This window comes from Pandoraea pnomenusa (assembly GCF_040391475.1).
Taxonomy (GTDB): domain Bacteria; phylum Pseudomonadota; class Gammaproteobacteria; order Burkholderiales; family Burkholderiaceae; genus Pandoraea; species Pandoraea pnomenusa_C.
Map to the genome: position 1 here is coordinate 55,317 of NZ_JBEBXS010000019.1, position 16,952 is coordinate 72,268.

The window sequence follows — 16,952 nt, forward strand, 5'->3', positions numbered from 1 at the left end:
GGACGACGCACGCGCTGCAGCAGGTGGACTCCTGCGGCGCGAACAAACGGCCGGTGGCTGAACGACAGCCGACCGGCCGGGCGTCACCCTCTGTGCGAACCCCCTAATCTGGCGAACGTCATGACCCATATGACCCCCTCCGAGATCGTTTCCGAACTCGACAAACACATCATCGGCCAGCACAAGGCCAAGAAGGCTGTCGCGGTGGCGTTGCGCAACCGCTGGCGCCGTCAGCAGGTGGCGGAGCCCCTGCGTCAGGAAATCACGCCGAAGAACATTCTGATGATCGGCCCGACCGGTGTCGGCAAGACCGAAATCGCGCGCCGTCTGGCCAAGCTGGCCGACGCGCCGTTCATCAAGGTCGAGGCGACCAAGTTCACCGAAGTCGGCTATGTGGGCCGCGATGTGGACAGCATCGTGCGCGACCTCGCGGAAATCGCGATCAAGCAGACGCGCGAAGCCGAAATGAAGAAGGTGCGCACCAAGGCCGAAGATCGTGCCGAGGATCGCATTCTCGATCTGCTGCTGCCGACCGGGCGCGAATCGTCGCGCGATATCCGTTTCGGCGCGGCCTCGCACGAGAGCGAGCCGAGCACCGAGGATAACGCCACGCGCCAGACGTTCCGCAAGCGCTTGCGCGAAGGGGCGCTCGACGACAAGGAAATCGAGCTGGAAGTCGAAATTCCCGCACAGGGCATGGAAATCATGGGCCCGCCGGGAATGGAAGAAATGACCGAGCAGATCAAGGGCATGTTCGCGAATCTGGGCAACCAGAAGAAGAAGCGTCAGAAGCTCAAGATCAAGGACGCGCTGAAGATCCTCACCGACGAAGAAGCGTCGAAGATGCTCAACGACGAAGAGGTCAAGCAACTGGCCCTGCGTAACGTCGAGCAGAACGGCATTGTGTTCCTCGACGAAATCGACAAGATCGCCACGCGCAGCGAAGTGGGCGGTGGCGATGTGTCGCGTCAGGGCGTGCAGCGCGACTTGCTGCCGCTGGTCGAAGGCACGACCGTGAGCACGAAGTTCGGCATGATCAAGACGGATCACATCCTGTTCATCGCGAGCGGGGCGTTCCATCTGGCCAAGCCGAGCGATCTGATTCCCGAGCTGCAAGGTCGTTTCCCGATTCGCGTCGAACTCGAATCGCTTTCGGTCGAGGACTTCGAGGCGATTCTCACGCAAACGGACGCGAGCCTGGTCAAGCAGTATCAGGCCCTGCTCGCCACGGAAGACGTGACGCTCGAATTTGCGCCGGACGGCATCAAGCGTCTCGCCGAGATCGCCTTCTCGGTCAACGAGAAGACGGAGAACATCGGCGCACGGCGTCTGTACACCGTCATCGAGAAGCTGCTCGAAGAGATTTCGTACTCCGCCGGCAAGCAGTCGAGCGAAGTGGTGACGATCAACACGGAGTACGTCAACCGCTTCCTCGAGGAAGTGGCGCAGAACGAAGATCTGTCGCGCTACGTGCTGTGATGGTTTGCGGTTTGTGGTTGTAAAAAAGGCCCTTCGGGGCCTTTTTTCATGGGTGTCGCCGGAGGCGATCCCCCGAACGCGCGTACCGGTCGGCGGCGTTACTGCTTTACCGGTCGCTTGAGCAGCTTGCGTTGCAGGGTGCGTCGGTGCATGTTCAGTGCGCGTGCCGTGGCGGAGATGTTGCCGTTGTGCTCGGCAAGTACGCGCTGGATGTGTTCCCATTCGAGGCGCGCGACCGACAGCGGCGACGGGTTCTCGATGGCTTCGTCGGCCTGGGCTTCGCTCGCGTCGCTGCGCAAGGACGCCAGGATCGTGTCGGCGTTGGCGGGCTTGGCGAGATAGTTGTCGGCGCCGTCCTTGACCGCCTGCACGGCCGTGGCGATGCTTGCGTAACCGGTGAGCACCAGCATGCGGGCCTTCGGTTGCAACGCTCGCAGCGGCGCGATCAGCGGCAGCCCCGAGTCGTGCCCGAGGTGCAGGTCGACCGAGATCAGGTCGAACTGACGCGTGCGGGCCGCCAGCAATGCAGCGGCGCTGTCGGCAGCGATCTGCACGTCATAGCCGCGCCGGGTCAGCGCGCGGGCAAGCGTTTCGGCGAAGACGACATCGTCGTCGATAAGAAGGAAGTGGGAGGCGTTCATGTCTGACTCCGCGAGCCGAAGAAGAAGGTGGCCATCGGCAGGCGCAGCTCGGCGCGCGTGCCTTGCGGCGTGTTGGGGGTGAGGGTGATGTCGCCGCCCAGACGCTGGGCGCTGGCAAAGGCCAGATACAGCCCCATGCCGTGCCCGCCATGTGTACTCATGACCGGCGAGTTGCCCAGTCGCGTGCGTAGCTCGGCACTCATGCCCGGGCCGGCGTCGCACACGGTGAAGCGCACGTCGTCCGGTGTGGCCGTCACGTCGAGCGTGACCGACGACGGGCTGAAGTAAGCCGCGTTATCGAGCAGGATCGTCAGGACCTGACCCACCTGCACGGTGTCTTCGATGCGTGCCGTCATCTGAGGCGGCACATTCAACTGAAACTGGACCTGCGGATGGCGCAAGCGCCATTGCGTGGTGAAGGCGGGCAGCCATTCCGAGAGCGCCTGACGCACCGGCGCTGCCGCACGCGTCTGCACATGGCCGATGGCGCTCTTGCACAGTGCGATCTGTTGCTCGAGCGTCTGGAGATCCGGCTCGAAGGGCTTGAGCGCCGCGTTGCCGCGGATCTCGCTGCGCAACTCGCCGACCACTACGGCCATCGTGGAGAGCGGGGTGCCGAGTTCATGCGCCACGCTTGCGGCTTGCGCGCCGAGGGCGGCCATCCGTTCGTCGCGCAACAGACGCTGCTCCGCACGGGCCAGTTGTGCATCGCGTGCGCGCAGGGCGCGTGACATGCGCGACACGAACCAGGCGATCACGAGCACGCTGACCACGAAGTTGACCCACATACCGGCCAGATGCAGGCGCAGCAGGTTGCCCGGATCGGCCAGATCGAGCGGCACGTACTGGAAATTCAGCGCGCCGTAGGCGACGAGCGACAGCAGTGCCAGTTGCGACGCATTGCGCCACGGCAGCACCGCCGCGGCGATGGCCAGTCCCGGCAGGAAGAGGGAGACGAACGGGTTGGTCGCACCGCCAGAGAAGAACAACAGCGCGGTGAGGGCCGCCAGGTCGACGAGCAACTGGCCCATCAGATCCAGATCGGTGCGACGCTTGGCGCGCTCGACGCCGCGTCGCGCGCGTACCCACGTGAGCACGTTGAACAGGACTTCGAGCGCGACGATGGTGAGCATCGGCTCGAGCGGCAAGCGCACGCCGAGCCAGAGTTGCGCCACGCCGATGGTCGCGAGCTGGCCGACGATGGCCAGGCAGCGCAGCCAGAAAAGCTGCACGACGTTGGTTCGCTCGATGGGGAAATGGGTCATACGACAAGTGTACCAAGTCCGGGTCACCGCCCATCCCACCGTGGCAGACGCTGCGACACTCTGCCGCACGGCTGCGATGCCCGGCATGACGCGCCCGCCACACGCATGCGCCGGGGCGCGACTACAATGGATCTCCTCGTCGTGCGCGACAGCGTGTCGCGCCGGCAACACGGCGCCAGTGACGATTCGCATCGGTCCGTCCGACCCGTTCACCACTAAAGGAGTTTGCATGAAGCACAAGCTATGGGTGGCTGCCGCCCTGAGCCTTGGCATGGCCTCGGCCTATGCGCAGGTCGACGTTTCCGACGCCTGGGCGCGCGGCACGGTCCCCGGCCAGAGCGCGACGGGCGTTTTCATGACGCTTCAGGCCCATCAGGCCACAACGCTGGTCGGCGTGAGCACGCCTGCGGCCGCGAATGCCGAAGTGCACGAGATGAAGCTCGAAGGCACGCTGATGAAAATGCGCGCGCTGCCGAACGGCCTGCCGCTGCCCGTGAATCAGCCGGTGCAACTCAAGCCGGGTGGCTATCACATCATGCTCAACGACCTGAAGGCGCCGCTCAAGAAGGGTGACACCGTGCCGGTGACGCTGCGCTTCGAGTCCGCAGATCACAAGAAGTCAGAGCAGCAGATTCAGGTGCCGGTGCGCGATCTGACCGCTGGCGCGCCTGCGGGCGGCGGCATGGCCGGTATGGCACACGGCGCGCATAGTCAGTAATCGGTCATTTGCGGCAGGGCGAGCAAGGCGAGCAAGGCGAGCAAGGCGAGCGTAATGGCCAATAAATCCCTCGGCACCCGGCAGAAGCTGATGTTTCGCGGCACGACCGGAACGCGTCAGGCCGGGGGGCGCCCGCCGCTGCCCGCCCCACCGGGGCGCGCACGCTCAATCGGTCCGGGCCGCACCAGCGCAAAGGTCGGCGCCGGGGGTGGCAGCGGTGCCGTCGATCCCAACACCGGCCGCAAGCAACGCGGCACGAAGACAGGTGGGGCATAGGCAGGCGTTCACACCGAGGCGCGCCGACACCGGCAAGTGCGGCCAGTCGAGGCACCAGCAGTGCACCGTATTCGTGTCCCTCCCGGCGGTGGCCTGTGCGACGTTTCCCGCTGCATCGCTCGCCCCTCGTTCCATCTCGCCCCCCGAGCCGTCCACGGATGCGACCGGCCGTTGCTGTGCCACCGCTCCGCAAGCCACCGCAGCACCGCATTGCGGGCAGCGCGAGACGTTGGCGTCGTCGTTGATCTCAGGCATTCAGGCGTCCTCCGGACATCGTCGTCGCCATCGATTTCCATCTCGTGAGAGCGGGTCCCGGCCGGTCGCCGGCCGTCGTCGCACCGGCTACCCGGCGCAAGTTGCACAACTGCAACAGCGCGAGGGCTGTCATCGGACGGCCATGCTCGCGCGCTTGCGGCGGGCAAATGAGGGATGAAAACGCGACGAGGGAAAAATCGGCCACTGACGGGCATCCATTGACAAGTGAAAGGGGTGATACGCACCTGCGAATCTGTGCCGTTGACGGGGCGAGAATCGCCGCTTTTGAGGTTGCCGCCCGGTACGTGTCGAAGCGTAGCGACGGGCGTTCTCCGATGCAAGCGGCAGACCCTTCCGAAACCCGTCGAAGCCCCGCACGGCCGGGCTTCTTGGCTGTACAATGCGCCGTGTTTCTGGTCCACCTACGAGCAACCTTCCTGCCATGTCCGATTCGCAACTGTCCTCCATCGACGACATCGCACCCGCACTCAAGGCCGAAATTCTGGCTGAGGCGATGCCGTACATCCGCAAGTATCACGGTAAGACCGTGGTCATCAAATACGGCGGCAATGCCATGACCGAAGAGCGTCTGAAGCGCGGGTTCGCGCGCGACGTGATTCTGCTCAAGCTCGTGGGCATCAACCCGGTGGTGGTGCACGGCGGCGGCCCGCAAATCGATCAGGCGCTCAAGAAGATCGGCAAGCAGGGCACGTTCATCCAGGGCATGCGCGTGACCGACGAAGAGACGATGGAAGTGGTCGAGTGGGTGCTCGGCGGCGAAGTCCAGCAGGACATCGTCATGCTGATCAACGAGTACGGCGGCCAGGCGGTCGGTCTCACGGGTAAGGATGGCGGTCTCATCAACGCCCGCAAGATGATGTTGCCGGATCGCGAGAACGCCGGTCAGTTCCTCGACATCGGTTACGTCGGCGAGGTCGATTCGATCAACCCGGCCGTGGTGCGCGCGCTGCAGGACGACGCTTTCATTCCGGTGATCTCGCCGATCGGCGTGGGGGAAGACGGCCAGGCCTACAACATCAACGCCGACCTCGTGGCCGGCAAGCTGGCCACGGTGCTGGGCGCCGAGAAGCTGGTGATGATGACCAACATTCCGGGCGTGATGGACAAGGACGGCAATCTGCTGACCGATCTGTCGGCGCGCGAGATCGACGATCTGTTCGCGGACGGCACGATCTCGGGCGGCATGCTGCCGAAGATTTCGTCGGCGCTCGACGCTGCGAAGAGCGGCGTGAAGTCGGTACACATCGTCGACGGCCGTATCGAACACTCGGTGCTGCTGGAAATCCTGACCGAACAGCCGTTCGGCACGATGATCCGCTCGCACTGAGCGCGACGCGATGCGGGCCACGCCGATGTCAGTTGGCCGCCCGCAGCAGACCAAAGCGGACCTCTCGGGGTCCGCTTTGCATTGGTGCGCCGCCTCCGTCGCCCTCTTCGTCCCCTTCGCCCGGCGGCGCATTCCCCATCGCCAACGGCTATTCGCCAACGCCCATGCCCACACCTGCCTTCTTCTCCTGGAGCGGTGGCAAGGATTCCTGCCTTGCCCTGCATCACGCGCTGTCGTGCGACACGAACGGCGAGCCGCACTACGACGTGCGACGGCTGCTCGCGATGTTCGACGAGACGGGCGATAGCTCGCGCTCGCATGGATTGCCGCGTGAGCTGATGCAAGCGCAGGCCGACGCCCTCGGCATTGCCCTCGACGTCGGGCAGGCGGGCTGGCGCGACTACGAAGCGGCGTTCGTGGGCTGCTTGCACGAGATGCGCACCACGGGCATCACCCACGGTCTGTTCGGCGACATCGACTTGCAGCCGCACCGTGACTGGGAAGAGAAAGTGTGCGCGGCGGCGGGCATGACGGCCGTGCTGCCGCTCTGGCAGCGCGAACGCCTGGCGCTGGCGCACGAGTTCATTTCGCTCGGCTATCGCGCGGTGATCGTCTGCGTGGACGGACGCCATCTCGGGCCGGAGTTCGTCGGCCGCGACTACGACGCCTCGCTGCTGGCCGATCTCCCCGAAACGGTCGACGCCTGCGGCGAGAACGGCGAATTCCACACGTTCGCCTACGACGGGCCGCGCTTTTCACACGCGGTGTCCTGGCGCATCGAGCGCGTAGAAACGATTCATGGTCCTAAGGAATACGGTGGCACGCCGTATCATCGCGCGCACATCGTCGGCGCTGCGGGGTCAGTCGGTCAACGATCCGTCGATCAGTCCGGTGCGGTCAACTGACGCAATTCGTCGAGCAACTTGGCGGCGGGGCTCGGCAGAATGCCCTGGCGGCGACGGAAGGCAGTGAGCGTTCGTGTCGCGCGCACGGTGGCGATGGGCAGCGTGTCCATTACCTTCGCCTGCGCTTCCACGTCATACATCGGCTCCGGCATCCATGTCAGGAAGCCGCAGCGTGCGACCATGCTCTTGAGTACCGGCACCGAGCGCGTTTCCACGACGATATTCGGCAGGCCGAGTCCGTGCGCGGCGAAGACGCTCTGCATGTGCGCGTAAGGCGCGGTGCCGCGCGGCGGGATCGCCCAGCGCTCGCCGAGCGTGTCGGCCAGCTCGATGGTCTTGCGCCGGCGCAGCGGATGATCGCAGCGGGCGACCACATAGCTGTCGTCTTCCCAGTGGCAGTCCGAGATCGCCACGATGTCCTCGGTATCGGGGGCGACGGTGGACAACGCCAGATCGATCTCGTGCCGAATGAGTCCCTGCGCCAGCCGGTCCCACACCCCTTCGATGATTTCCACCCGCAGGTTCGGCCAGCGATTGAGTACCCGGTCGACGGCGAGCGGCAGCACGTGGCTCGCAATCGCACCGACGGCGCCGACCTTGATCGTTCCTTTGGCCAGCCCGCGCAGTGCGTCGATCTCCTCGCGTGCGTGCTCGGCCTCGCGCGCCAGCAGCATGGCGTGCGGCAGCAACGCCTGACCGAACGCCGTCAGTTCCATTCCCTTGCTGTGACGCTCGAAAAGCGGTGCGCCGAGGTCGGTCTCCAGCCGTTTGATCGTCCGGCTGAGCGCGGGCTGCGTGAGATGCAATTCCGTGGCTGCGCGCCCGAGGCTGCCGGTGGCGACGATGGTCGTGAACGCGCGCAACTGCTGCAGGTTGAGGCTCATTAGGAACGGGCACGCGCAAACGTGCGACCAATGGGGAGGGAGGCCACGATGCCGAAGGGCCAACGGCTGCCTCAGGCACCACGAAAAGTCATGCAAAAGCGTAATGACTTCGGCACGTAAAAGCAATTCCAGTGCATGTATCGGCTGCCTATACTCGTCCCATCGCTCGTCCCATCGCTCGCCCCATCGCTCGTCCCATGGTGTGCCCGTCGCGTGCGACATCGCGCGCCACATTGCCTTCGGATTCTTCATGAAAGACAGTCGAGAAGTTCGCACCACGTCGTCCGCCCATGCCGCCCAGTCCGACGGTGCGCCGCCGGCCCAAACCGTTCGCGAGGTGGTCATCGACCTGATGCGCCGCCACGGCATGACCAGGGTCTTCGCCAATCCCGGCTCGACCGAGTTGCCGCTGTTCCGCGATTTCCCGCCCGACTTCGAGTACGTGCTGGGGTTGCAGGAAGCGGTGGTCGTCGGCATGGCAGACGGCTACGCGCAGGCCACCGGCAACGCGGCGTTCATCAACCTGCATTCGGCCGCCGGTGTCGGCAACGCGATGGGCAACATCTTCACGGCCTACAAGAATCAGACACCGCTGATCGTCACCGCCGGCCAGCAGGCGCGCTCGATCCTGCCGTTCGATCCGTTTCTCGCGTCGGCGCGGGCAACCGAGTTGCCGCAGCCGTATGTCAAATTCAGTCTCGAGCCTGCGCGGGCGGAAGACGTGCCGCTGGCCCTCGCCCGCGCCTATCACATCGCCATGCAGGAGCCGAAGGGACCGGTCTTCGTTTCGATCCCGGTGGACGACTGGGATCACGTGACGGATCCGCTCCCGCCGCGTCAGGTCAGCACGCGCGTGCAGCCCGATCCGGCGGCGCTCGTGCAACTGGCGTCGGCGCTCGACGCCTGCGAGCGTCCGGCGTTCGTGGTCGGGTCGTCGATCGACCGCGCGGGGGCGTTCGATGCCGTCGTCGCGCTGGCCGAACGTCACAACGCCCGCGTGTTCACCGCACCGATGTGCGCGCGTTGCGCGTTCCCGGAAGATCACCGTCTGTTCGCCGGTTTCCTGCCGCCGATGCGCGAGAAGATCGTCGGGTTGCTCGGCGGTCACGACCTTATTCTCGTGATCGGTGCCCCGGCCTTTACCTATCACGTGGAAGGCCAGGGGCCGCACGTACCGGAAGGCGCGTCGCTGTTCCAGTTGATCGAAGACCCGGGCGTGGCGGCGTGGGCGCCGGTCGGTGCATCCGTGGTGGGGAACGTGAAGCTCGGCGTCGAAGCCCTGCTCTCGCGCGCGGCGCCGAACGAACGCGCCGTGCCGCCCGCGCGCACCGTGCCGCCGGTGGCCACGGCCAACGCCGCAGGCGAGCCCATGACGACAGCCTTCGCGCTGCAAACGCTCGCCGAGGTGCGCGACGCGCTCGACATCGTCGTGGAAGAAGCCCCGAGCGCGCGCACCGTGATGCAACAGTACTTGCCGTTCACGCAGGCGGGCACGTTCTACACGATGAACAGCGGCGGTCTCGGCTACTCGATGCCTGCGGCCGTCGGTGTGGCGATGGCGCATCCGGGGCGACGCGTGATCGGCCTGATCGGTGACGGCTCCGCCATGTATTCCATTCAGGGCCTGTGGAGCGCCGCGCAAGCGAAGCTGCCCATTACGTTCGTGATTCTGAACAACCGACGCTACGCGGCGTTGCAGGATTTTGCGCCGGCGTTCGGCTTTGGTCCGAAAGACCCGGTGCAGGGCACCGATCTGCCCGACCTGGACTTCGTGCGACTGGCCGAAGGCATGGGCGTGCGTGCCGAACGCGTGACGCAGGGCAGTGCGTTGCGCGACGTGTTGTCGCACGCCATTTCCAGCGGGGAAACACGCCTGATCGAGATCGTGGTGGCATGATCGACGGGCCGGCGTGTGCCGGACACCGACGAGACAACTTTCAAGCGCCACCGAGCAAGGAGACGAATACCCATGCAAGCCCAGCAAGACCCCAAAGCCCTCACGATGCTGATCGCCGGCAAGCGCGTTGGCGCGAGCCACGGCGCCACGTTCGAGCGTCGCAACCCGCTCGACGGCGAAGTGGCCTCGCGTGCCCCGGCCGCTTCCGTCGACGACGCCCGCGCCGCCGTGCGCGCTGCGTGGAGCGCATTTCCCACCTGGTCGAATACCGGCCCGGGCGAGCGTCGCGCCCTGTTGGCGAAGGCCGCTGACTGCCTCGAAGCCAAAGTCGAACAGTTCCAGGCGGCGATGGCTGCCGAGACCGGGGCGTCTGGCCTGTGGGCGGGTTTCAACGTGCATCTTGCCGCGCAGGGCCTGCGCGAAGCGGCAGCGATGACGACGCAGATCGCCGGTGAAATCATTCCGTCCGACGTGCCGGGCAGTCTCGCAATGGGCGTGCGTCAGGCGGCGGGCGTGGTGCTGGGCATTGCGCCGTGGAACGCACCGGTCATTCTCGGCGTGCGCGCGCTGGCGCTCCCGCTTGCCTGTGGCAACACCGTCGTGTTCAAGGGGTCGGAGTTGTGCCCCGCCACGCATGGTCTCATCGCCGATGCCCTCGACGAAGCGGGCCTGCCCGCCGGTGTCGTGAACTTCATCACCAACGCGCCGAAAGATGCCGGTGCCATCGTCGAGGCGCTGATCGCCGAGCCCGCCGTGCGCCGGGTGAACTTCACAGGGTCCACACGTGTGGGTCGCATCATCGCCGGGCTGTGCGCCGAACATCTCAAGCCAGCCGTGCTGGAACTGGGGGGCAAGGCGCCGTGCCTCGTGCTCGACGATGCCGATCTCGACGACGCGGTGAACGGCGTGGCGTTCGGCGCGTTCGCCAACTCCGGTCAGATCTGCATGTCGACGGAGCGCATCGTGGTCGCCGAATCGATTGCCGACGCGTTCGTTGCGAAGCTGGCCGCCAAGGCCGGTCAACTGCCGTTGGGCGATCCGCGCGAAGGTCCGGTCGTGCTCGGCTCGGTGATCGACATGGCCACGGTCGAGCGCTGCAATGCGCTGATCGACGACGCGCTGGCCAAGGGCGCAAAGCTGCTGTGCGGCGGGCGCGCCACCAGCACGCTCATGCCGGCGACACTGCTCGATCACGTGACGCCGGACATGCTCATCTACACCGAAGAGTCGTTCGGCCCGGTCAAGGGCATCGTGCGCGTGAAAGACGACGAAGCCGCCATCGCGTGTGCCAACGACAACGCTTACGGGCTGTCGTCGGCGGTGTTCAGTCGCGACATCGCACGCGCGTTGGGTGTGGCGAAACGCATCGAATCGGGCATTTGCCACATCAACGGCCCCACCGTACACGACGAAGCGCAGATGCCGTTCGGCGGCGTGAAGTCGAGCGGCTGGGGACGCTTCGGCGGCAAGGCCGGTATCCACGAGTTCACCGATCTGCGCTGGATGACGGTGCAGACTACCCCGCGTCACTATCCGTTCTGAGCGACGCACCCTGACGCAACGCAAGACCACCATACCGCCGCAGCCGGGCTACCGGAACAGACGGCCGGAGGAGACAACCGTGTCACAACAGTTCGAAACCGCCCCTGCGGGGGCCGGTGCCGCATCGGGGCATCCCCTCGCGGGCAAAACCGAAGACGGGCATCGAAACGGTGCCGTCGCATCACCCGCTCAGGCGTCCGGTGCCGCGGCGCCGGGCTTTGGCCGGGTCGTGGCCGCCAGTTGCTTCGGCACGGCCATCGAGTGGTACGACTTTTTCGTCTACGGCTTTCTCGCCCCGATCGTGTTCGACCGGTTGTTCTTCCCGCAACTCGATCAGATGACGGGGATGATTGCGGTGTTCGCCACCTTCGCGGTCGGCTTCCTCGCGCGTCCCATCGGCGGCATTGTGTTCGGCCACTTCGGCGACCGCATCGGGCGCAAGTCGATCCTGTTGTTCACGCTGATCCTGATGGGCGTGGCGACCACGTTGATCGGCCTGCTGCCCACGTACGACATGGTCGGCATGTGGGCGCCGATCATGCTCGTGACGCTGCGTTTCGTGCAGGGATTCGCCCTCGGCGGCGAGTCGGTGGGCGGGTTGCTGATGACGGTCGAAGGCGCTCCGGCTCACTTGCGCGGCCTGTTCGGCGGGCTGATCCAGGCGGCGGGGCCGACGTCCATCGTGGGCGCTTCGCTCGCCATCGTGCTCATCACGCGCCTGCCGGAAGACGACCTGCTGAGCTGGGGCTGGCGTTTGCCGTTCCTCGTGAGCTTGCTGCTCGTGGCGTTGGGCACCTATGTGCGTCTGAAGGTCGAGGAGTCACCGAGCTTCAAGGCCGCGGAACAACATCGCGACATCGCGAAGGTGCCGGTGGTCGAGGTGATTACGCAGTACTGGCGTCCGACGCTCGTCACGTTCTTCATCTGTCTGGCGGAGACGAGCTTCTTCTATCTGGTGGCGATTTTCTCGCTGTCCTACGGCACCAAAACGCTCGGCATGCCGCGCAACGTGATGGCCGACGGTGTGTTGTACGCGAACATTCTCGCCATGCTCACGATCCCGGCGTTCGGCATGCTCTCCGACAAACTCGGACGCCGCCCGATGTTCCTCATGGGACTGACGGCCACGGCGCTCTTCATCTATCCGTTCTTCCTGATGCTCGGCAGCAAGGAGGCGGCGCTGGTCGTGCTCGCCATCGTGATCGGTGCGGGGGTGATCCATCCGATGATGTTCGGCCCGGAAGGCAGCTTCTTCTCGGAGCTGTTCGACACGCGCGTGCGCTTCTCCGGCGTGTCGCTGGGCAAGCAGATCGGCACGGTGCTGGGCGGCGGGCTGGCGCCGATGATCGCGGCGAGTCTGCTCGCATGGAGCCACGGTCACATCTGGCCGGTGATCGTCTATTTCCTCGTGCTGGCCGGTATGGCACTGATCTCGACCCTCCTGGTGCGCGAGACGAAGCACAGAACACTGTGATGCATCGCGTCACGTGAGGACAACAAAAAGCCCCGCTCGCGATGCGAAGCGGGGCTTTTTTGATGACGCCGACAGTGTTACAGATCGAGCACCAGCAAGGGCGACTTGCTGCGCGAACAGCACGGCAGGATCTGGTCGTTGGCGGCGCGCTCGTCGTCGGTCAGGTAGACGTCGCGGTGATCGGGCGTGCCGTCGATCACGCGCGTGAGACAGGTGCCGCACACGCCTTGCTCGCACGACATCTGCACTTCGACGCCTTGCGCGGCGAGCGCGGCCACGATGGTCTCGCCCGCCTTCACGTCGATCACGCGACCGCTCGAATGCAGCTTCACCTGGAACGGCTGATCGCCGTCGCCATCGGCATTCGCCGATACCGGCGCCGCGAAGTACTCGCGGTGCACGTTACCTTCCGGCCATTGCGCTGCTTCGGCGCGCGAGAGCACGGCGTCGATGAAACCGGCCGGGCCGCACACATACAGATGCTTGCCACCGGACGGTTGCGCGAGGATCGCGTCGAGATCGGCGCGCGCGCCTTCGCTGTCGTAGTACAGGTGCGTGTTCGCCGCCAGGTCTTCGCGGGCGAAGCGATCGCGAAACGCGGTGCGGGCCGGCTCGCGCGTGCAGTAATGCACTTCGAACGACGCGCCACATGCTGCGAGCGATTCCGCCATGCAGAGGATCGGCGTCACACCGATGCCGCCGGCGAGCAGAATGCTGTGCTTCGCGCCGTCCGAGAGCGGGAAGTGATTGCGCGGCTCGCTGATCTCGAGTTCCGTGCCGGTCGTCAGGGCATGCATGCCGACCGATCCGCCGCGCGACGCCGGGTCGCGCAGCACGCCCACGCAGTAACGATGCGTCTCGCCCGGCGCGTTGCACAGCGAGTACTGGCGAATGAGACCGGCGCCCACGTGCACGTCGATGTGCGCCCCGGCGGTGAACGCCGGCAGCGCACTGCCGTCGACACTCACCAGTTCGAATTCGCAGATGTCGGTGGCGACATCGCGTTTGTTCGACAACCGGACTTTCATGCTGCGTTCTCCACGCCGCTGCCGGCGCGTTCGGCCTCGATCAGACGGTCGAGCACCTTGCGCGACTGCACGCCGCCTGCGTCGATGTTGAGCTTCAGGATCTTCTTTTCCGGATATGCCGAGAGGTTGCGCTGCTGTGCTTCGAGCACTTCCTGGTCCTCGGCGAAGATGCCGCCCTGGCCGCGCTTGATCTGCGCGGTCAACTCGGCATCCTGCGGCTTGAAGTTACGTGCCATGCCCCAGAAGTACCAGATCGACTCGTCGGTTTCGGGCGTAATGAAGTCGACCACGATGCTGCCGGCCTTCTTGTCGGCCGGGGCGTCGTAACCGCCGTGGCCTGCATGTGCGACACCCACTTCGATCATCACGTGGCTCGGCGGCGTGAAGCGGCAAACCTGCCAGCGATCGCACGGCACCTGATCGTCGAGTCCGTTGGCGCGCAACGCGCCGGCCCAGAACGGCGGCGCCTTGATGTTCTCCATGTGACGCGCGGTGATCACCATGTCGCCCTCGACGGTCGTCTTCGGCGGCGCTTCCTCGATCTCTTCCTGACCGATGCTCGTGGCATGCACGTAGGTCTCGTGCGTGAGGTCCATGAGGTTGTCGATCATGAGGCGATAGTCGCACTTGATGTGGTACAGGCCGCCGCCGTAGGCCCACTGATCGCTCACGGCCCATTCCAGATGCGGAATCTCGTCGGCGTTGGCGAGGGCTTCGTCACCCGGCCAGACCCACACGAAACCGTAGCGCTCCACGCATGGGAACGAGCGCGTCTTCGGGAAGCCGCCGACACGCTGGCCGACCATCTTCGTGCACTTGCCGCCGCCGTCGACGGTCAGGCCGTGATAGCCGCACACGAGGTGGCCGTCCTTGACGAAGCCGAGCGAGAGCGCGGCGCCGCGATGCGGGCAGAAGTCTTCGAGCGCGGCGACCTTGCCGTTGCCGTCACGGAAGAACACCATCGCTTCATTGCAGATCTTGCGGCCCAGCGGCTTCTCGGCGAATTCGTCCGGCGTGCAGGCGACGTACCAGGTGTTTTTGAGGAACATGATCGTTTGTCTCCTTGGCGTGCCTTCGACCGGCGCGCTCTCGTTTCGATTGGGGGTGGTCGGGATGTCGGGGAGCGGCGCGTGTCAGAGCACGTTCGCCCCCATGCTGTGCTCCTGCGTCACGATGTGCTCGCGACACATGAATTCGGCGCGATCGGGCTGGCGTGCGGCAATGGCCTCCACGATCGCGTGGTGCTGACGATGGGCGTACGCGATGATGTCGGCGTACTGGCGTCGGTCTTCACGGCCGAACGCCACCGTGCGCGGCGCGACGAACGGCACCAGGTTGCAACGCGCGATGAACCCTTCGAGCAGCGGGTTGTGTGCGCCGGTCACCAGCAGATCGTGAAAGCGCGCGTTGAGCGACGCGTAGCCGATCTGCACTTCCGGCGTCATGGTGTGTTCGGCGAGCAACGCATCGCCCTCGGCCAGCAGTTCACGCAATTGCGCGAGCAACTCGGCGCTCGCACCTTTCTCCGCGAGCAGGCGCGCGGCGTAGCCTTCGAGCGCGCCGCGCAGGTGCAATGCCTCGACGCTCTCGTCGCGCGTATGGGCTCGCACCGCATAACCACGCTGCCCGGCGCGCACGACCAGCCCTTCCTCGGCGAGCACCGGCAGCGCCTGCCGGATCGGCATGCGCGACACGCCGAGCTGCTCGGCGAGCTTGGCTTCGGCGAGACGCTCGCCCGGGGCCAGTTCGCCCTTGAGGATCATCTCGCGCAGTTGAACCGTGGTCGGCGTGGGGTGCAGCATGCGTCTCCTTTCGATCGCTGGAATGCCTGCCGGACATACTGGATCCCGCCAGCGCCGGCCTTTTTTCATTATGGGATCCCAAAATCGACAAACGCATCAGTAGATACCCTTGTTTATGCAAATATGGGATCCCGTATAGACTCGGCCCTGCATAAATGCGGGTGGTTTCATATCGCCGCCCGGGCATCAAAAGACAAGAACGGAGACGAAAGCGTGGCAAAGATCATTGGCGGGATCGGGACGTCGCACGTGCCGACCATCGGGGTGGCGTACGACAAGGGCAAGCAGCAGGATCCCGCGTGGGCGCCGCTGTTCCAGGGCTATGAGCCTGTTGCGAAGTGGCTGGCCGAGAAGCAGGCCGACGTGCTGGTGTTCTTCTACAACGACCACGCCACGACGTTCTTCTTCGACATGTATCCGACGTTCGCGCTGGGCGTGGGCGAGTCGTTCCCGATCGCCGACGAAGGCGCGGGACTGCGTCCGCTGCCGCCGATCCGCGGCGACGTGGCATTGCAGGCCCATATCGCGGAGTCGCTCGTGAACGACGAGTTCGACATTACCGTGTTCCAGGACAAGCCGATCGATCACGGCTGCGCGTCGCCGCTGCCGCTGCTCTGGCCGCACAAGCCGGACTGGCCGGGCACGGTCGTGCCGATCGCGATCAACGTGCTGCAGTACCCGCTGCCGACCGGACGCCGCTGCTACCGGCTCGGTCAGGCGGTGCGCCGCGCCATCGAGTCGTATCCGGAAGACCTGCGTGTGGTCGTGGTGGGCACGGGTGGCCTGTCGCACCAGATTCACGGCGAGCGTGCGGGCTACAACGACGAAGCCTGGGATCGCGAATTCCTCGACCTGCTCGAACATCAGCCCGAAAAGCTGACCGAACTCAAGCACGTGGATTACGTGGAGCGTGGCGGTGCGGAGAGCGTCGAGCAGATCATGTGGCTCTCGATGCGCGGTGCGATGGGCCCGCGTATCAAGCGTCTGCATCTGAACTATTACCTGGCGACGACGACCGCCATGACCGTGGCGTTGTACGAGGAGGAAGCCGCATGAATCCGCAACTCGAAGGGATCGAAGCGATCACCGGCACCTATGCGTTCGACCTGCGGGTGAGCAATCGCACGCTCAAGCTCAACCGCTTCTTCTGGCACATGATTCGCGCCGAGAACCGCGAGACGTTCCTGAACGACCCGGTCGCCGCGATGACGGCCGCAGGCCTCACCGCTGAAGAGCAGGCGATGGTGCAGGCGCAGGACTGGCTGGGCCTTGTGCGTCACGGCGTGAACTTCTTCGTGCTGGAGAAGTTTGCCCGTGTGGTGCGCAAGACCAACCTCGAAGTCTATGCGCTCATGCGGGGCGAAACGCTCGAAGAATTCATGGCCACGCGACGCGTGCCGACCATGCGCTAAGCGGGCACTGCCCGGCATTAACAGGT

The 16,952-nt window shown here is 65.3% G+C and carries 16 protein-coding genes; 9 read left to right on the forward strand and 7 right to left on the reverse strand.

The features are described from left to right. Positions 1-120 precede the first annotated feature (120 nt). Entirely contained in the window at positions 121-1,479 is a 1,359-nt protein-coding gene (hslU, locus tag ABWO90_RS18715) for an ATP-dependent protease ATPase subunit HslU (protein WP_353192726.1), read from the forward strand. A 98-nt stretch (positions 1,480-1,577) separates the two neighbouring features. Here the strand turns inward: hslU and ABWO90_RS18720 are convergent, their stop codons facing one another. Beyond that, positions 1,578-2,120, reverse strand: coding sequence for a response regulator transcription factor (locus tag ABWO90_RS18720; RefSeq protein WP_150667641.1), 543 nt, complete (start codon positions 2,118-2,120; stop codon positions 1,578-1,580). Then, a complete protein-coding gene (locus tag ABWO90_RS18725) occupies positions 2,117-3,385 on the reverse strand; it encodes an ATP-binding protein (protein ID WP_353192727.1) in 1,269 nt (422 codons plus the stop codon). The genes ABWO90_RS18720 and ABWO90_RS18725 overlap by 4 nt, the downstream gene beginning before the upstream one ends. A gap of 229 nt (positions 3,386-3,614) precedes the next feature. Between ABWO90_RS18725 and ABWO90_RS18730 the strand changes: the two genes are divergently transcribed. Next, positions 3,615-4,103 carry a copper chaperone PCu(A)C gene (locus ABWO90_RS18730; protein ID WP_353192728.1) on the forward strand — a complete coding sequence of 163 codons (489 nt, stop codon included), beginning with the start codon at positions 3,615-3,617 and terminating at the stop codon, positions 4,101-4,103. Positions 4,104-4,268: 165 nt separating this feature from the next. Here ABWO90_RS18730 and ABWO90_RS18735 read toward each other — a convergent pair whose 3' ends face one another. Next, positions 4,269-4,634 carry a hypothetical protein gene (locus ABWO90_RS18735; RefSeq protein ID WP_353192729.1) on the reverse strand — a complete coding sequence of 122 codons (366 nt, stop codon included), beginning with the start codon at positions 4,632-4,634 and terminating at the stop codon, positions 4,269-4,271. Between the two features lie 442 nt (positions 4,635-5,076). On the opposite strand from ABWO90_RS18735, the gene argB reads away from it, so the two are divergent. Both argB and ABWO90_RS18745 read left to right on the forward strand, forming a co-directional pair. After that, positions 5,077-5,982: an acetylglutamate kinase gene (gene argB, locus ABWO90_RS18740; protein ID WP_353192730.1), complete on the forward strand. Its 906-nt coding sequence runs from the start codon at positions 5,077-5,079 to the stop codon at positions 5,980-5,982. A gap of 164 nt (positions 5,983-6,146) precedes the next feature. Beyond that, positions 6,147-6,887: a Dph6-related ATP pyrophosphatase gene (locus ABWO90_RS18745; RefSeq protein ID WP_353192731.1), complete on the forward strand. Its 741-nt coding sequence runs from the start codon at positions 6,147-6,149 to the stop codon at positions 6,885-6,887. On the opposite strand, the gene ABWO90_RS18750 is transcribed toward ABWO90_RS18745, so the two are convergent. Beyond that, positions 6,866-7,771: a LysR family transcriptional regulator gene (locus ABWO90_RS18750; RefSeq protein WP_353192732.1), complete on the reverse strand. Its 906-nt coding sequence runs from the start codon at positions 7,769-7,771 to the stop codon at positions 6,866-6,868. The genes ABWO90_RS18745 and ABWO90_RS18750 overlap by 22 nt on opposite strands. A 250-nt stretch (positions 7,772-8,021) precedes the next feature. On the opposite strand from ABWO90_RS18750, the gene mdlC reads away from it, so the two are divergent. From mdlC to ABWO90_RS18765, 3 genes are all read left to right on the forward strand, one after another. After that, on the forward strand, positions 8,022-9,668 hold the full coding sequence (gene mdlC / locus ABWO90_RS18755; RefSeq protein ID WP_353192733.1) for a benzoylformate decarboxylase: 1,647 nt from the start codon (positions 8,022-8,024) through the stop codon (positions 9,666-9,668). Between the two features lie 72 nt (positions 9,669-9,740). Next, the gene (locus tag ABWO90_RS18760; RefSeq protein WP_353192734.1) at positions 9,741-11,210 is read left to right on the forward strand and encodes an aldehyde dehydrogenase; all 1,470 of its coding nucleotides are present in this window, start codon (positions 9,741-9,743) and stop codon (positions 11,208-11,210) included. 79 nt (positions 11,211-11,289) lie between these two features. After that, positions 11,290-12,684 (forward strand): MFS transporter, encoded by a 1,395-nt coding sequence (locus tag ABWO90_RS18765; RefSeq protein WP_353192735.1) that lies wholly within the window; start codon positions 11,290-11,292, stop codon positions 12,682-12,684. 77 nt (positions 12,685-12,761) lie between these two features. Here ABWO90_RS18765 and ABWO90_RS18770 read toward each other — a convergent pair whose 3' ends face one another. The 3 genes from ABWO90_RS18770 to ABWO90_RS18780 form a co-directional block, all read right to left on the reverse strand. After that, positions 12,762-13,712, reverse strand: coding sequence for a PDR/VanB family oxidoreductase (locus ABWO90_RS18770; protein ID WP_353192736.1), 951 nt, complete (start codon positions 13,710-13,712; stop codon positions 12,762-12,764). Continuing rightward, positions 13,709-14,761: an aromatic ring-hydroxylating dioxygenase subunit alpha gene (locus ABWO90_RS18775; RefSeq protein ID WP_353192737.1), complete on the reverse strand. Its 1,053-nt coding sequence runs from the start codon at positions 14,759-14,761 to the stop codon at positions 13,709-13,711. Before ABWO90_RS18775 ends, ABWO90_RS18770 begins: the two co-directional genes overlap by 4 nt. A gap of 84 nt (positions 14,762-14,845) precedes the next feature. After that, positions 14,846-15,514 (reverse strand): GntR family transcriptional regulator, encoded by a 669-nt coding sequence (locus tag ABWO90_RS18780; protein WP_353192738.1) that lies wholly within the window; start codon positions 15,512-15,514, stop codon positions 14,846-14,848. A gap of 213 nt (positions 15,515-15,727) precedes the next feature. Here ABWO90_RS18780 and ABWO90_RS18785 point away from each other — a divergent pair, with 213 nt between their 5' ends. After that, positions 15,728-16,570 carry a gallate dioxygenase gene (locus ABWO90_RS18785; RefSeq protein WP_353192739.1) on the forward strand — a complete coding sequence of 281 codons (843 nt, stop codon included), beginning with the start codon at positions 15,728-15,730 and terminating at the stop codon, positions 16,568-16,570. Continuing rightward, complete coding sequence (locus ABWO90_RS18790) at positions 16,567-16,926, forward strand: protocatechuate 3,4-dioxygenase (RefSeq protein WP_353192740.1); 360 nt, start codon at positions 16,567-16,569, stop codon at positions 16,924-16,926. The genes ABWO90_RS18785 and ABWO90_RS18790 overlap by 4 nt, the downstream gene beginning before the upstream one ends. Positions 16,927-16,952: the final 26 nt, after the last annotated feature.

What these genes read in the sequence shown, in the direction of transcription:
- hslU (WP_353192726.1), top strand. Translation starts at nt 121, where the DNA reads ATGACCCATATGACCCCCTCCGAGATCGTTTCCGAACTCGACAAACAC.
- ABWO90_RS18720 (WP_150667641.1), bottom strand. Translation starts at nt 2,120, where the DNA reads ATGAACGCCTCCCACTTCCTTCTTATCGACGACGATGTCGTCTTCGCC.
- ABWO90_RS18725 (WP_353192727.1), bottom strand. Translation starts at nt 3,385, where the DNA reads ATGACCCATTTCCCCATCGAGCGAACCAACGTCGTGCAGCTTTTCTGG.
- ABWO90_RS18730 (WP_353192728.1), top strand. Translation starts at nt 3,615, where the DNA reads ATGAAGCACAAGCTATGGGTGGCTGCCGCCCTGAGCCTTGGCATGGCC.
- ABWO90_RS18735 (WP_353192729.1), bottom strand. Translation starts at nt 4,634, where the DNA reads ATGCCTGAGATCAACGACGACGCCAACGTCTCGCGCTGCCCGCAATGC.
- argB (WP_353192730.1), top strand. Translation starts at nt 5,077, where the DNA reads ATGTCCGATTCGCAACTGTCCTCCATCGACGACATCGCACCCGCACTC.
- ABWO90_RS18745 (WP_353192731.1), top strand. Translation starts at nt 6,147, where the DNA reads ATGCCCACACCTGCCTTCTTCTCCTGGAGCGGTGGCAAGGATTCCTGC.
- ABWO90_RS18750 (WP_353192732.1), bottom strand. Translation starts at nt 7,771, where the DNA reads ATGAGCCTCAACCTGCAGCAGTTGCGCGCGTTCACGACCATCGTCGCC.
- mdlC (WP_353192733.1), top strand. Translation starts at nt 8,022, where the DNA reads ATGAAAGACAGTCGAGAAGTTCGCACCACGTCGTCCGCCCATGCCGCC.
- ABWO90_RS18760 (WP_353192734.1), top strand. Translation starts at nt 9,741, where the DNA reads ATGCAAGCCCAGCAAGACCCCAAAGCCCTCACGATGCTGATCGCCGGC.
- ABWO90_RS18770 (WP_353192736.1), bottom strand. Translation starts at nt 13,712, where the DNA reads ATGAAAGTCCGGTTGTCGAACAAACGCGATGTCGCCACCGACATCTGC.
- ABWO90_RS18775 (WP_353192737.1), bottom strand. Translation starts at nt 14,761, where the DNA reads ATGTTCCTCAAAAACACCTGGTACGTCGCCTGCACGCCGGACGAATTC.
- ABWO90_RS18780 (WP_353192738.1), bottom strand. Translation starts at nt 15,514, where the DNA reads ATGCTGCACCCCACGCCGACCACGGTTCAACTGCGCGAGATGATCCTC.
- ABWO90_RS18790 (WP_353192740.1), top strand. Translation starts at nt 16,567, where the DNA reads ATGAATCCGCAACTCGAAGGGATCGAAGCGATCACCGGCACCTATGCG.